Genomic DNA, 15,161 nt, shown 5'->3' with positions numbered 1-15,161 from the left:
ATCGCCAGCGCGGCCCCCGCCAGTGCAGTGCCCGGCGCCGGCCGTACCGAACGCCTCAAACGGGCTGGGAACTGAAGGGACAAGAGCGCGGATCTTTCGTGCGGCCTGTGGGAGCGGACATCAACGGCGCGATGACACGTGCCGAAACCGCACTCTGTACAACCAGTCGGACCATTTCCCGACGATCACATGGAGAACGGATGAACTCACCGGCCCGCACACGAGCGTCGCAAGGCACACCCGTACGGCGCCACCCTGCGGCCTACCGCTCGTGCAGGGCTGCTTGTTCTTGCCCGGGAGAACGACTTCACCTGTGACGCCCGCACTCGTTCCCCCGAGTCGGGCCTCGCCCCTGTCGATCAGCGGATCCGCCTTCACCACACGGCGCGCTCCACATTGGCCAAAGTCCCGGTGGGTGGCTCCAGACCGCCCTCAGCCTTCGTGCGGCTTGTGGAGACGAGCCCCCTCGCTTCGGTGCGGGGCGAAGCGGACGGGTGCCTGGAAGCGGGCGCGGCGTGCGGCGCGGCGGAAGGTGGTGAGGACGGCGGGGCCGGCCAGGAGGATGCAGACGAAGTTGGTGACGGCGCGGCCGGTGTCCCAGCCGAGTGAGGTGGCGAGGTCGAAGGCGACGTAGCGGTGCCACTGCTCGGTGAAGGGCAGGCCGGGCAGGTAGGCGATGGAGCTGTTGGGGTCGAGGGAGAAGGGCCAGAAGGACAGGTTGAGGAGGAAGCCGAAGAGGTAGCCGGACAATGATCCGTAGACGGCCAGCATCAGCACTTCGCGGCGGCCGGTGGCGCGGGGCAGGAATCCGGCGAGCATGCCGACGAAGGCGCAGCCGAACATCTGGTAGGGCATCCAGGGGCCGACGCCGCCGGTGATGAGGGCGGAGGCGAACAGGGAGGTGCAGCCGAGGGTGAAGCCGAAGCCGGGGCCGTAGACGCGTCCGGCGAGGACGAGGACGAAGAAGACGGTCTCGATGCCGGCGGTGCCGGCGCCGAGCGGGCGCAGGGCGGCGTTGACGGCGGACAGGACGCCGAGCATGGCGAGTGCTTTGGAGTTGATGCCGCCTTCGGCGATCTCGGAGAGGACGACGCTGAGGACGAGGACGAGCAGGACGCCGAAGATCAGCGGCGGGGTGTAGGAGGCGCCGAATGTGCCGGGTGCGACGACGAACGGCCAGAAGAAGGCGACCAGTCCGAGGAACGCGGCCAGGGCGATGACGATGCCGGCCCGGGGGGTGAGCCGGATGGCCGGTGCGGAGAGCCGTGTCATGGGCGGGCCTCGCCGTCCGCGTGGATGCCGAGTGCCGACGTGACCTGCTCCACGGTGAGGAACGGCAGCGGGGCGAGGATCTTGGCAGTCTGCGGGGCGAAGACGGGTGAGGCGACGATGACGTCCGCGGTGGGTCCGTCGGCGACGATGTCGCCCTCGGCCATCACCACGACGCGGTCGGCGGCGCGGGCGGCGAACTCGACGTCGTGGGTGGAGATGACGACGGCCCGGCCCTCCGCGGCGAGGGCGTCGACGATGCCGATGAGTGCGGTCTTGGCCCGGTAGTCCAGGCCGCGGGTCGGCTCGTCCAGGAGCAGGACGCGGGGTGCGGCAGCCAGTTGGACGGCGAGGACGAGGGCGAGTTTCTGGCCTTCGGACAGGTCGCGCGGGTGGGTGGCGTCGTCGATGCCGGGTGCCAGGCGGTCGAGGATCGCACGGGCGCCTTCGCCGGGGCCGGACTCGTGGTCGGCCTGGTCGAGTTCCTGCTTGACGCTTTCGAGGTAGAGGAGGTCGGCGGGGGTCTGCGGGACCAGGCCGACAAGGCGCCGTGCGTCGGCGGCGGACATCGTGTGGGGATCGCGTGCCGGTCCGTGCTCCCCCGTCACCTCGACGGTTCCGGCCCTGCGTGCTCCGGAGCCCTGGAGGGCCCAGAGCAGGGACGACTTGCCGGAGCCGTTGCGGCCCATGAGGGCCGTGATCTCGCCTTCGTGCAGGTCGAGGCCGACCTCGCGGACGGCGGGCACGCCGCGGTAGCTGACGGTGACGCCCCGGGCGGTGAGCAGCTTCGGCGGGACGGCGGCGGGGGCGGGGCGGACGGGGCCCGGGTCGTGCCCGGCCAGGCTGGTGCGCAGCGGCGCCGCGCGGCGCCGGGCGTCGCGTACGGACAGCGGCAACGGATCCCAGCCGCCGGCGCGCCCGAGTTCCACGATCGGGGGCGCGATGCCGGCGTCGCGGAGGACGGCGGCGGGTTCGCCGATCACCGCGCGTCCGTCGCCGGGCAGGTGGATGACGCGGTCGGCGTACTGCACGACCCGTTCCAGGCGGTGCTCGGCCATCAGGACGGTCACGCCGAGGTCGTGGACGAGACGGGTGACCGCGGCCAGAACCTCCTCCGCTGCTGTGGGGTCGAGCGCGGAGGTGGGTTCGTCCAGCACGAGCACCCGCGGATGGGCGGTGAGGACCGAGCCGATCGCGACGCGCTGCTGCTGGCCTCCGGAGAGTTCGTACAGGGCGCGGTGGCGCAGGTCGGCGAGGCCGAGCAGGTCCAGGGTCTCCTCGACGCGTTTGCGCATGGTCGCGGGCGGGATCGCCAGCTGTTCCATGGCGTAGGCGAGTTCTTCCTCGACGGTGTCGGTGACGAAGCCGTCCAGGGGGTCCTGGCCGACGACGCCGACGACGTCGGCGAGTTCGCGGGGCGGGTGGTGTGCGGTGTCGCGGCCGTCGACGGTGACGCGGCCCTGGAGGGTGCCGCCGGTGAAGTGGGGCACGAGTCCGTTGACGGCGCCGAGGAGGGTGGACTTGCCGACGCCGGTGTGGCCGACGACGAGGCACAGCTCGCCCTCTTCCACAGTCAGGTCGACGTCGCGCAGGGCGGGTCCGGCCGCGTCGTCGTACTGGACGGTGACCTGGTCGAAGATGATCACGTGGCGGGGGCCTTCTCGGTGCGGGGAGCGACGGACGCGTGCGGGGGCGGGCTCGGGGGCGGGGCGAGGAACCCGGCGGTGCCGGCGAGCAGGATCGCGGCGGTCGGCACCAGCGGCAGAGTGGGCCAGGTCAGCGGGTAGAACGTGGGGTTGAGCTGTGCAGGGTCGTAGCCCAGGCCCGCGAACAGCAGCACCGCGGACAGCACGCCGCTGCCGGCGACCGCCCATTCCGCCGACCTCCACGGGTCGGGCCGGTACGTGGTGCGGGTGACCCGCCGGCCGCCCAGCCGCAGCCCCGCGACACACAACACGGCCCCGGCCACCATCGCAGGCAGGCCGAGGAGACGGGGCGCCGTCGCATCGAGGAGCCCGTAGGCGCCGGCACACAGGCCGCACATGCCGAGCAGCATCAGCGCCCCGGTCAGGCGGCGCGAGCGCGCGGTGGCCGTACCGACCCGGCCGTAGCCGCGGGAGTCCATGGCAGCGGCCAAACGCAGGGAGCGTTCGAGCGCGTCCTCCAGCACAGGGACGACGATGCCCCGCAGGGCCCGCAGACCCTTGCCGCGGCCGGCCCGCAGGCGGCGAGCGCGCGCGACGCGCTGCACACTCTGCACGAGCTGCGGGGCCACGCTGATCGCAACGGTGACGGCGACACCCAGTTCGTGGAGAGCGCCCGGCAGGACACGCAATGCGCGTTTGGGGTTGGCCAGGGTGTTCGCGGCGCCGATGCAGCACAGCATGCACGCCAGCCGCAGCCCGTCGGTCGCGGCGGACAGCACCGCCTCCAGCGACACCGGGCCGCCGATCTGGATGCCCGCGTACCAGTCGGGGGTGGGGATGTGCGGCAGCGAGAAGAGGAAGTGGTCGTGCGGGGTGATGCCGGTGGCGAAGACGGCCCGGAACACGACACGGATCGTGACGACGGTCAGGGCCAGGTAGAGGTAGTAGACGAAGCCGCGCGCCCAGGGGGCTTCGGTGCGCCGCGCGGTGACGACGTAGCCGAGGACGGCGAGGACGAGGACGAGCAGCAGCGGATTGTTGGTGCGGCTGACGGCGGTGGCCAGGGCGAGTGCCCAGATCCACCAGGCGACGGGGTGCAGGATGCGGGGCAGGCGACGGCCGCCCGTGTCCGGCCGGGTGCCGGGCACGAGCGGGGCGGCCGCGGTGGTGGTGCGGGCCATGACGGTCACTCGGAACGGCGGCGGCGTCGCCCGGAAACCACGGCGGCACCGACGATGACCGCGGCCAGCGCGCCGCCCGCGAGCAGCGGCACGACCGAACCCGCGTCGTACCCGGCGTCAGCCGCAGGCGCGGCGTCGACAACACGCTTGCTCGGGCTCGGGCTCGCCGGGCCAGCGGCCGAGGTAGCGCTGGAAGACGCTGAGAGCGACGGGGACGGCGACGACGAGGGCGTCGCAGTCGGTGAGCTGCTGGAGGCGGAGGGCTTGGGCGAGCGCGTGGGCGTCGGCTTCGCCTTCGGTTTCGGTGCGGCGGAGGTGGACTTCGGCGGTGCTGCCGTCGTTTTCTCCGGCGCGGGCCCGGTGTCGGTTCCGGGTGGCAGCTGGGGCGCCTTGGATGTGGAGGCGGGCTTGCCCACGTCGCCCTGCGGCTTGGTGTTGTGGGCGCGCAGCTGGTCGGGGCTGATCGTGGGGCGGCCCTCGGTGCCCTGGATGTTCGTGCCGCCGAAGATCCACAGGTCGACGCTTCCGGGCTTCGGCTTGTAGAGCATGGCGCCGAGCTGGCTGTACTCCCAGTCGTTCTGCCCGGGGTTGGCGTGCCAGTACGACCAGTACGCCGACGCGGGCGGGGTGAGGACGCAGGAGTCCTCCCGAGCGGTCGGGTACTGGGCGCCGTTCTTGTAACCGCTGTATCCGATGCGGCAGATGAAGGCGGGGCCGTCGTGGCCGGTGCCGGTGGTGCGCCAGCCGCCCTGGTTGAGCAGCACGTAACCGGTGGTCGGCGTCGTACCGCAGGAACGCAGGATCGGACCGCCCCAGTGGCTGAAGTCGACGGCCAGGACAGCGCCCGAGGTGGTGGTGCAGCGGCCCATCGCCTGCGGGTCGGCCGCGGCCGGTGCGGTGGTCGCCCCGAACGCGGCGGCCGCAAGGCCGAGGGCTGCCGTGCCGCGCACGAGCGCGCGAGCGACAGTGGAGAGGGTCATCGCCGGCCTCCGGCGTCGGCGCGGCGGCGGGCGATGACGACGGCGCGCCACCCGACGAGGATCAGTGCGGCCGCGGCAGCGGCCAGTGCCCCTGCTTGCATGCCGGTGGACGCCAGGGCGCCTTCCTGGCCGCCGTTGGCTCCGCCCGTTCCGACGGAACCGCCGCTGCCGTCGGGCGTGATGATGACGGGCGCGCTCGGGCTCCCGCTGGGGGTGGGCTGCGGTGTGGTGTCCGTGAGGTCGCGGTTCAGCACACCGAAGGAGATACCGGTCGCGCCGCCCACGGCCTGGGTGGAGGCCCGCAGATCGGAGCCGCGCTGGCCGTCCTTGGCGACGTTGAAGCCGCCGTCGTCGTTCTGCTGCGAGGCCAGGAAGCGCCGTGCTTTCGCGATCTCGTCGGTATAGGCGGACGCGTTCAGGGACAGTCCCTGCACCGCGAGTGCGGCCGAGTTGACGGAGTTCCCGGCGGCGCCCGGGAAACCGCCGTCGTCCAACTGCTTGGAGGCGATCCAGGCCAGGGCCTTGTCGACGGCCCGGTCCGCGCCCTCGCCGCCGACCAGGTCCAGGGCCATCGCGGCGATCGCGGTGGAGTCCACGTCGGAGTCACCGGTCGAAGGGATCAGGCTCGGCCAGGCACCGTTGTCCAGCTGGAGGCTCTCCAGGTACGCGATCGGCGCCGCGGCCGCGGTCTTCTCACCCGCGCGAAGCTGCGCCATGATCGCGAGGGTCTGCGAGAACACCGAGGGGGCGTAGGTGTAGGCGCCCTTGGCGGGGCAGGACACGTCGGGCGCGGTGCTCGCCTTGGTGCAGACCGCCTTGCCCAGGGCGGCGATGAGGTCCTGGCCGCCGAAGTCGCGCGGGTCACGGCCGACGGACTCGGCCAGCAGCGCGGCCTTCCCGATCGATCCGCCCCCTGCGTACGGGGTTCCGACGCCGGTCCAGTCCTGGAGGGTGCGGTTCTCGCCGTCCTCGCCACCGTGGTCGAGGAAGTCCACGATGCCGCGCAGCTTGGCGTCGTTGAGGCCGGTGGCCGCCAGCGCGTACGCGCCGTCGATGGTCAGCCCGAAGTCGGCCCGCGCGGTGCCGGGTCCGGCGGTGTAGTACTGACCCTGCTTCAGGTTGTCGGCGCTGGTGAGGTACGCGACGCCCTTGGCCAGATCGGGCCCGTCACCGGCGGGACTGCTGGGGTCGCCGGTCGGCGTGGGCGAGGTCGGCGGGTCCGTGGGCTCGTCGCGCTTCGCGGTGAGGTCGACCAGACTGGTCCGGGCTCCGGCGACGACCGCGGGCGGCGTCGGATACAGCGACGAGTCGGTGGCCCCCTCCTCGAAGCCGAACCCGCCGTCCGTGAGCTGCTGCCGGGACAGCCAGGCGACCGCCGTGTCGGCAAGACCCGTGTCGTCCAGTGCGCGCAGGGCCTGCGACGCCCAGGCGGTCGCGGAGACGCTGCCGGTGGTCGCGCCGGTCCAGCCGGGGAACGAGCCGTCCTCGCGCTGAGCCTTCTTCAGGTAGGCGTGGGCCTTGGCCACGGCTTCATCGTGGCCGCCGGCGTTCTCCAGAACCAGGGCGACGAGTCCGGTGGTGGCCGGGTCGCCATCGCAGAATTCGCCCGGCCGGATCAGGATGCTGGTGGCACCGCCGTCCTCGCACTGGACCTGGGTCAGCCGGTCCAGGGTGCCGGCCGGCGGCGTGACGCCCGCGCGCAGCAGGGCCAGCACCGACAGCGCCTGACCGTCGGTGTAAGTGGCGTTCCGGAAGTCGCCCTTGGCCGTGCAGCCGGGGGTGGGCTCGCCGGACTCGGGGCCCGCCGGGCAGACATTGCCGACGAGGTCGCCGGTCAGGTCGTGGCCGCCGAAGTCGCCCGGGTCGGCGCCGGTGATCTCGGCGAGCAGGGCCAGGCGGGCGGCGGCGGTGGCGTCGGGGGCCTCTTCCTTGCCCGCGGCGTAGGCGTAGTCGTCGGTGTGCGTGACAAGGAACGCCGTGATCTTGTCGACGGCCGGGCTCTTGCCTTCAGCGGCGGCCAGCGCGTAGGCGGTCTCGGTGGTCAGCAGGTAGTTGGGGGTCTCGGCGCCGTCGTCGACGATGCGTTCACCGTCGGTGAGCTTGCCCTTGAGCCAGGCTGCGGCGGTGTCCAGGTCGACGTCGCCGGGGTCGCCGGTGGGCTCGCCCGTCGGGTCGCTCGGCCCTCCGCCGCCGCCCGCGCGGACGTCGTCGGGGCTGAAGGAGGGCTTGCCGGTGGTGCCCCCGATGTCGGTTCCGCCGTAGACCCAGGCGTCGACGTCGCCGTCGTGGAGCCTGCGGTCCATGGCGCCGAACTGGCTGTAGCTCCAGTCGTCCTGACCGGGCGAGGCGACCCAGTACGACCAGTACGCCGTGGCGGGCGGCGTCAGCACGCAGGTGTCCTGAGTGGGAGTCGGGTACTGCGTCCCGGAGTTGAACGAGCCGAGGCCGATCCGGCAGATGAACGCCGGACCGTCGTGTTCGGTGCCCTCGGTGGTGAACCCGGCGTCGTGCAGGAGGTCGTAGCCGGTGGTCGGGGTGGTGTCGCAGCCGCGCTCCACGGTGCCGCCGAACGGTGCGAAGTCGACGGCCACGATCGCGCCCTTGTCCGCGGTGCACTCGCCCACCGGACCGGCCGCCGCCGAGGGGACGGTGAGAAACGTCACGCCCGCACCAACCAGCAGGAACAGCGTGGATATCAGCGCCGGCAGGCGCCGCGTCCTCCGCAGCCCCGTCCGTCCATCTCTTCGCCTGTCAGTCCCCACCACGGCCCCTCGTCATCGTTCCGGCACGAACCGGGTGTGGTTGAGGGGCCCCCACCGCGCGGCGGACAGGCCGCCGCCGGGTGAGACCGGTCGAACCACGCCGCAGTCCACGACGGCGTCTGTCGCTGTTGAACACGCTCCAGGCATTCCGGCTCGCCCGGACGATGCCGGGCCTACGGTTGCGGGTCAGCGCCGGGATTCGACCGGCTTCCCCTGGAACAGCATTGCGTATCAGCCGGATTGCAGCACGTCGCCGAATCCAGCGTCAAGACCGCCTTCCCGGGACCGCGGTGGACGCCCTGGGCAGGTCTGGCGGCAGGGACGGGGGTTCGGGTAGCGTCCCTGGCTGCCGAGTGGGGGAATCCGGTGAGAATCCGGGGCTGACGCGCAGCGGTGTGGGACGGCGAGGAGCCGTCCCGAGCCCGAATGCCCAAACGGCGATGCACCCTCGGAAGCCGATCCACGCGTCCCGGACGGCGGCCATGCCCGCCGCTCCCCACGCGCAGCTCGCGAGGGTCCGGCACGGCGACCGGCCGGCGTCCCTCACCCCAGGAGCAGGCCATGTCCCTCGCCACGTCCCTCCGTCGCCCGGCGCTCGCCGCGGCGGCCGTGCTCGGCGCGTTCGTCCTCACCGCGCAGCCGGCACTGGCGACGTCCACCCCGGCACAGATCGCCACCTCGAAGACCAACGGCGTCGCCTACCTCAAGTCCCTGCAAGCCGCCGACGGCTCGTACGCCGGCGCCGGGCTGTCCAACGAGTGGGCGTTCAGCGCGTTCGCGGCCGCGGGCACCGCCGTCGTCGACGTCACCCCCGGCGGCGACACCAGCAAGAACGCCAGAACCGTCTACCGCAACCTGCTCTCCACCACGTCCTGGCCGTCGACGTCCCCGGTCGTCACCGACTACGAACGCGCCACGCTCAACGCCTACGCCGCCGGCATCGACCCGGCCCGCGTCAGCGCGTCACGCAACCTGGTCGCCGACATCTACGGCTACTGGCAGACCGCGGAAGCCGGCTACTTCGGCCCGTCCGCCAACTTCAACGGCACCGTCTTCGCCGCCCTCGCCCTGAACGGTGCCAAGACCCAGTCCGGCACGCAGCGCATACCCCAGGCCCTACGGGACTCGATCATCACCCGCCTCCGCGCCAACCAGCACAACGACGGCGGCTGGAACTACAGCAAGGCCGAGGGCAACGCCAGCCAGCTCGCCGCGACCAGCGACATCGACATGACCGGCGCGGCCATGGCCGCCCTGTGCGTCTCCGGCGTGCCCGCCACCGATATGGACGTCGTGCAGGCCAAGGCGTTCCTCAAGGGCAAGCTCGTCGCCAGCTCGGGCGCCTTCAACTCCATGTTCGGCGTCAACACCGACTCCAACGGCTGGGCCGTCTCCGGCCTCAACGCCTGCGGCATCAACTCGCAGACCGGCGACTTCCTCACCTCCATGGGCAAGACCCCCGTCGACTTCCTCATCGCCCAGCAGTTCAACCCCGGCGGCGGCTTCAAGTACCTCCCCAGCGACACCACCCCGCAGGCGTACGCGTCAATCGACGGACTGCGCGCAGTGGCGGGCGGCGGCTTCACCTCGGCCCCGCCCGTGCCGACCACGGTCGGCGCGCCGCAGTGGGTGAGCCAGACCTCCTTCGCCTCGGGCACCGCCGCCAAGCTGGCGCTGACTGTCGACGACGGCGCGGGCAACCTGAAGGTCTGCTCCGTGACGCTCACCCCGACCGGCGCCACCACGACGCTCGGCGCGCTCCTGGACGCGGCGGGCACCGCGGGCACCCCGTCCGGATGCGTCACCTCCGTCACCCCGGCCTCCGGCACGGGCACGATCACCGCACTCAACGGCAAGGCCAACAGCGGCTCCAGCACGTGGAAGGTCAGCGTCGACGGGTCCTCCTTCGCCGCCGCCACCCGCGGCAAGGTGATCAACGTCGGCGACACGATTGCCCTGCGCTGGGGTGTCTGACATCCGAAGCGGTGCCCGCGGACCGTGCGTCCGCGGGCGCCGTCCATCGCCCGAAAGCCACGACCCGCGGTCCGGAATGTGGGCTGCGTCGCCCTTCCGCCGTCGCGGCCCTCTAGGGTGGGAGACGCAGCTGGTTCGCCCCGTCCGCCAGGCGGGATGCGTCGTAAGAGGGAACCCGGTGGGAATCCGGGACTGCCCCGCAGCGGTGAGTGGGAACGACCGCCGTCATACGCACTGGGCCCGACCGGGCCTGGGAAGCGACGGCCAGTAGGTGTCCTCCGGCAAGGAGGGCGTGCCCGCGAGAAGGAGGGCGTGCCCGCGAGTCCGAAGACCTGCCAACTGCCCGCGTGCGGACCATTCCGTGCGCGGACATCCCGGTGACCTCGAGGGCGGGTCGGCGTACATACCGGACGGAACGACCGCGCTTTTGCCGCGCGAGGTCGTGGCCGTCCGGTTCCGTCACTCCCTTCGCGCTCTCGTCCCGTCTCCGGGATCTCAGGGATCCATCTCGCGAAGGAGATCTCCGTGACAGCGAAGACCGCAGCCGCGGCAGCACGGGCCACCGTGTATGGCTACCCCCGCCAGGGTCAGAACCGGGAACTGAAGAAGGCCGTCGAGGGCTACTGGAAGGGTCGCGTCACCGCCGACGCCTTCCAGGCGACCGCAGCCCAGCTCCGACGGAGCAACTGGCGGCAGCTCGCCGACGCGGGCATCCATGAGGTGCCCACCGGTGACTTCTCGTACTACGACCACGTCCTGGACACGACCGTGATGGTGGGCGCGATCCCCGAGCGCCACCGCCGCGCTGTCGAAGCCGATGCCACCGACGGCTACTTCGCGATGGCCCGTGGCACGCAGGAGGTCGCTCCGCTGGAGATGACCAAGTGGTTCGACACCAACTATCACTACCTTGTACCGGAATTGGGCCCCGACACCGTCTTCACGGCTGATTCCGGCAAGCAGGTCGCCGAGCTGAAGGAGGCCCTCGCCCAGGGCCTGGCCGCCCGGCCCGTGCTGGTCGGCCCGGTCACCTACCTTCTGCTGGCGAAGCCCGCACCAGGCGTGTCCGCCAACTTCGAGCCTCTCACGCTGCTGGACCGGCTGCTGCCCGTGTACGCGTCAGTCCTCGCCGACCTGCGTGCGGCCGGCGCCGAGTGGGTCCAGCTCGACGAGCCCGCGCTCGTACAGGACCGCACCCCGGCCGAGCTCAATGCCGCCGAGCGCGCTTACCGCGACCTCGGCGCCCTCACCGACCGGCCCAAGCTGCTCGTCGCCTCCTACTTCGACCGGCTCGGCGGCGCTCTCCCGGTCCTGGCCAAGGCACCGGTCGAGGGCCTCGCGCTGGATTTCACCGAGGCAGCCGCGGCCAACCTGGACGCCCTGGCCGCTGTCGGCGGACTGCCCGGCAAGCGCCTGGTCGCAGGTGTCGTCAACGGCCGCAACATCTGGATCAACGATCTGCAGAAGTCGCTGGCCACGCTAGGCACCCTTCTCGGGCTCGCCGACCGCGTCGACGTATCCGCCTCCTGCTCCCTGCTGCACGTGCCGCTGGACGCCGCTGCCGAGCGGGACATCGAGCCGCAGATCCTGCGCTGGCTGGCCTTCGCCCGTCAGAAGTCTGCCGAGATCGTAGCCCTCGCCAAGGGTCTCTCCCAGGGCACCGGCGCCATCGCCGGCGAACTCGCCGCCAACCGCGCCGACCTCGCCTCCCGTGCCGGCTCACCGATCACTCATGACCCTGCCGTCCGAGCCCGTTCCGGGGCCGTGACGGACGCCGATGGCCGCCGTTCCCAGCCGTACGCCGAACGGGCGGTCGCCCAGCGCGCTCACCTCGGCCTGCCGCTGCTGCCCACGACGACCGTCGGCTCGTTCCCGCAGACCACCGAACTGCGCACCGCACGCGCCGATCTGAGGGCTGGCCGCATCGGCGTGGCTGGATACGAGGAACGCATCAAAGCGGAGATCCAGGAAGTCATCTTCTTCCAGGAGAAGACCGGGCTGGACGTCCTGGTACACGGCGAGGCCGAGCGCAACGACATGGTGCAGTACTTCGCCGAGCAGCTGACCGGTTATCTGGCCACGCAGCACGGCTGGGTGCAGTCGTACGGCACCCGCTACGTCCGGCCGCCGATCCTCGCTGGGGACATCTCCCGTGCCGAGCCGATGACGGTGCGGTGGACGGCCTACGCCCAGTCGCTGAGCGACCGTCCGGTCAAGGGCATGCTCACCGGCCCGGTCACCATGCTCGCCTGGTCCTTCGTCCGCGACGACCAGCCCCTCGGCGACACCGCCCGCCAGGTCGCCCTCGCCCTGCGCGACGAAGTGGGCGACCTGGAGGCGGCCGGGACGTCGGTCATCCAGGTCGACGAACCCGCACTCCGGGAGACCCTGCCGCTGCGCTCCGCCGACCGCCCGGCCTACCTCGCCTGGGCCACCGAGGCGTTCCGGCTGACCAGCAGCGGCGTACGTCCTGACACGCAGATCCACACCCACATGTGCTACGCCGAGTTCGGTGACATCGTGGCGGCGATCGACGACCTCGACGCCGACGTCATCAGCCTGGAGGCCGCCCGCTCCCACATGCAGGTAGCCCGCGAACTCGCCGCGCACGGGTATCCGCGCGAGGCCGGGCCCGGCGTCTACGACATCCACTCGCCGCGCGTGCCGGGCGTGGACGAGGCGGCCGCCCTGCTGAGGAAGGGCCTTGAGGCCATCCCCGCCGAGCGGTTGTGGGTCAACCCCGACTGCGGGCTGAAGACCCGCGGCTGGGCGGAGACCCGGGCCTCCCTGGAGAACCTGGTCGCGGCGGCCCGTACGGTCCGTTCCGAACTCTCCGCGTCCTGACCGACCCGGGCCGGGAGGGACCCGCCATCCCTCCCGGCCGTGCCACGTCGGCTCCTGTGGGGACTCCATGTGATGAGCAGGGCCCCTGCTGACAAGTCCGCGAGGCGCCCGCCACCGCGTGGGCCGCCTACAGTCTGAGGATGCGCATCGTCTCTCTGCTCCCGGCCGCGAGCGACATCGTGGCCGAACTCGGCCTGGCCGCACAGCTGGCCGGGCGTACCCATGAGTGCGACTGGCCGGCCGGGGCAGTTGCCTCCGTACCCGTGGTCACCGGTGCCTCCATCGCGCCGGACGACATGAGCAGCAGGGAGATCTCGGACGCCGTCGGAGGCGCCGCTCACTCCGGTTCCTCCCTCTACACCCTGGACACCGAGGCGTTGGCGGCCGCCGATCCCGACATCGTGCTCACCCAGGACCTCTGCGAGGTGTGCGCCGTCTCCTACCAGCGGGTGAGTCGGGCCGTACGCGTCATGGACACCGGCACCCGGGTTCTGAGCCTGGAACCGCGGACCCTGGACGACGTGCTGGACTGCATGGTCACGGTCGGCGACGTGCTCGGCGTCCGCGACCGGGCCGAACGACGGCGCGCCGAACTTCGCCACCGTCTGGACCGGGTGTCCCGCCTGACAGCCGGCCGGCCTCGTCCCCGTGTCGTGGCGATCGAATGGCTCGATCCCTTGTGGCCGGCCGGCCACTGGGTACCGGAGCAGATCAGCCACGCCGGAGGCGAGGCCCTGCTGGCCGCGCCCGGTGAGCACACCAAGCCCATGACCTGGGAAGCGGTCGTCGCGGCACGCCCCGATGTCGTCCTCGTTCTGCCGTGCGGCTTCCCGCCCGAGCGGACGCTGCGCGAACGACAGGTCCTGACAGCGCTGCCGGGCTGGGCCGATCTGCCCGCCGTCCAGGCGGGCCAGGTGTGGGTCCTGGACGGCCCGGCCTACTTCAACCGCCCCGGCCCCCGCGTGGTACGCGGAGCGGAAGTACTCGCCCACGTCCTGCACGGCGTAGAGGCTGGGGAGGCGGTGACGTCGGAGGAAGCGCGGCTGTTCTGAACGTGGTCCAGGCGCCGGCGGCCCTGTCCCCGGTCTTCAGCTCGAATCGGCGCCCGCAGCGGGGTCGGGACGGGCTGACGCACAGCCGTCAAATTGCCTGGGCAACGGCGAACCCGTCGCATCACACCCGGCACCTGAAGCGGCACCCTGTCACATGCCCAGCCCAGCACCTTCTTTGGGTGGCGCGCTCCACCCGCGCGCAGGTGATCCTGCGACCCGCGCATCCCTGATCGTGGTCCGCCCGTTGCCGTCCAGGCCCGCCACCGTGGAAGCGCCGGTCCCCTTGATGCGCCGCGCCTGGAGGCGGATCGTCCTGGGCCTGCTCGCCGCGTAGCGGGTGCTGATCGGGGCGCTCTGATTACCGCCCCCGCTCATTGGATGACGATGCGAGTGAGACCATCACGCCGACCTGTTAGACCACGCACAGTTGGCGGAGCGTCAGCGGCTCGCGGCCGCCGGGTCCCCTGACTCTTCCAGCACCGCGGCGACGGCGTGCGACGCGCGGGGGACTCGGATATCTACCAGTAATGGCGCCGTCCGCCACTGGCGTGGCCCAGGGCTCCCATGACCCACAGCACGAGGCCGATAACCACCAGGATGATCCCGACGGTCCACAAAATCGAGATCCCGGCGAGGAAACCTATGATCAGCAAAAGGATGCCCAGAGTGAGCATGGTGCCCTCCGTACCTTGCTATGCAGCGGCAATGGTGCACCTGTGGAGCCGCTAGACCGGCGTATTGGCTACTTGTCGAGAGCACGCTCAAGTTCGGCCTTGTTCATGTGGGACCGGTCGTCGATGTTCCGGCGCTTGGCCTCCGCATACAACTAGTCTCGGGTCGGCCCCTGGGATCCCTTGCCCGACCGTTGCCCGCCACGGCGTCCTGAGGACACGTCTTCGGTGGAACTGCGGCTGGCGGTCGAGGACTCGCCGGCGCGGGCACGTTCCTTGTTGACCGTGCGCGCGGCGATCTCCTCGGCACGCTTCTCGCTCTCACCGCGCTCCTTCGCGCTCTCCTTGATGTGCTCGTATTGCCGTTCGCGTTTGCGGTTCGACCCTGCCGGCATCTCTTCACTCCACTTGGTCGGGTGTGTCCGTCGAGGGGCGACTACCCCTGCGGTGCATCCTCACCCGCATTCCGTCCGGCAGCCGGCCCAGCGTTGGGTCATCCTCGGCTTCAGCCCGGCGTTTCACGGATGCACGCCCCACGAGCGGCCACCGCAACCCAGGCGGCGTCCGCGACGACGAGACCACGAGCTTCGGCGCCGCCTCCAGCCAGCTCAGGAGAGTCCAGCGCAGTGAAGGCAGGGAACGGTAGTCACCCGTCCTGGGTGCGGCGAGTACATGCGGCGACCATTTTCCGAAGGTCCCCTGCTTCTGCCAGCAGTTCCCGCTGGATATGCGCTCCCGTCCCGGTCTTCATGAGCCGGGCGAGGGATTCGTGGGCCGGGGCG

General features: G+C 71.5%; 9 protein-coding genes, 1 pseudogene and 3 riboswitches. Of the genes and pseudogenes, 3 read left to right on the top strand and 7 right to left on the bottom strand.

Annotated features, from left to right (window positions below; all coding sequences use genetic code 11):
- Positions 1-432: 432 nt before the first annotated feature.
- Genes ABZ883_RS38260 through ABZ883_RS38240 form a run of 5 tightly spaced genes read right to left on the bottom strand, consistent with a single transcriptional unit; the run spans position 433 to position 7,739 of the window.
- Entirely contained in the window at positions 433-1,272 is an 840-nt protein-coding gene (locus tag ABZ883_RS38260) for an ECF transporter S component (RefSeq protein ID WP_360915168.1), read from the bottom strand.
- A complete protein-coding gene (locus ABZ883_RS38255; RefSeq protein WP_360915165.1) occupies positions 1,269-2,915 on the bottom strand; it encodes an ATP-binding cassette domain-containing protein in 1,647 nt (548 codons plus the stop codon). Before ABZ883_RS38255 ends, ABZ883_RS38260 begins: the two co-directional genes overlap by 4 nt.
- Positions 2,912-4,096, bottom strand: coding sequence for a CbiQ family ECF transporter T component (locus tag ABZ883_RS38250; RefSeq protein ID WP_360915162.1), 1,185 nt, complete (start codon positions 4,094-4,096; stop codon positions 2,912-2,914). Before ABZ883_RS38250 ends, ABZ883_RS38255 begins: the two co-directional genes overlap by 4 nt.
- Positions 4,097-4,101: 5 nt before the next feature.
- Positions 4,102-5,076, bottom strand: coding sequence for a hypothetical protein (locus ABZ883_RS38245; RefSeq protein WP_360915160.1), 975 nt, complete (start codon positions 5,074-5,076; stop codon positions 4,102-4,104).
- Entirely contained in the window at positions 5,073-7,739 is a 2,667-nt protein-coding gene (locus tag ABZ883_RS38240; protein ID WP_360915157.1) for a prenyltransferase/squalene oxidase repeat-containing protein, read from the bottom strand. The genes ABZ883_RS38245 and ABZ883_RS38240 overlap by 4 nt, the downstream gene beginning before the upstream one ends.
- A 219-nt stretch (positions 7,740-7,958) precedes the next feature.
- Positions 7,959-8,103, bottom strand: a riboswitch (cobalamin riboswitch).
- A gap of 91 nt (positions 8,104-8,194) precedes the next feature.
- Positions 8,195-8,270, top strand: a riboswitch (cobalamin riboswitch).
- Positions 8,271-8,399: 129 nt separating this feature from the next.
- Between ABZ883_RS38240 and ABZ883_RS38235 the strand changes: the two genes are divergently transcribed.
- From ABZ883_RS38235 to ABZ883_RS38225, 3 genes are all read left to right on the top strand, one after another.
- Complete coding sequence (locus tag ABZ883_RS38235) at positions 8,400-9,812, top strand: hypothetical protein (RefSeq protein WP_360915154.1); 1,413 nt, start codon at positions 8,400-8,402, stop codon at positions 9,810-9,812.
- A 114-nt stretch (positions 9,813-9,926) separates the two neighbouring features.
- A riboswitch (cobalamin riboswitch) is annotated at positions 9,927-10,167 on the top strand.
- A gap of 170 nt (positions 10,168-10,337) precedes the next feature.
- Complete coding sequence (metE, locus tag ABZ883_RS38230) at positions 10,338-12,656, top strand: 5-methyltetrahydropteroyltriglutamate--homocysteine S-methyltransferase (protein WP_360915151.1); 2,319 nt, start codon at positions 10,338-10,340, stop codon at positions 12,654-12,656.
- Between the two features lie 140 nt (positions 12,657-12,796).
- Positions 12,797-13,708, top strand: coding sequence for a cobalamin-binding protein (locus ABZ883_RS38225; RefSeq protein ID WP_360915148.1), 912 nt, complete (start codon positions 12,797-12,799; stop codon positions 13,706-13,708).
- 518 nt (positions 13,709-14,226) lie between these two features.
- Here the strand turns inward: ABZ883_RS38225 and ABZ883_RS38220 are convergent.
- Positions 14,227-14,382 (bottom strand): DUF6131 family protein, encoded by a 156-nt coding sequence (locus tag ABZ883_RS38220; RefSeq protein WP_360915145.1) that lies wholly within the window; start codon positions 14,380-14,382, stop codon positions 14,227-14,229.
- 68 nt (positions 14,383-14,450) lie between these two features.
- A pseudogene (locus ABZ883_RS38215) lies at positions 14,451-14,774 on the bottom strand (plasmid stabilization protein).
- Positions 14,775-15,161: the final 387 nt, after the last annotated feature.

It is taken from the genome of Streptomyces sp. NPDC046977, from assembly GCF_040644455.1.
Classification (GTDB): Bacteria; Actinomycetota; Actinomycetes; order Streptomycetales; family Streptomycetaceae; genus Actinacidiphila.
Note: the sequence above shows the minus strand (reverse complement) of the source record. Positions and strands in the feature narration are given on the sequence as shown.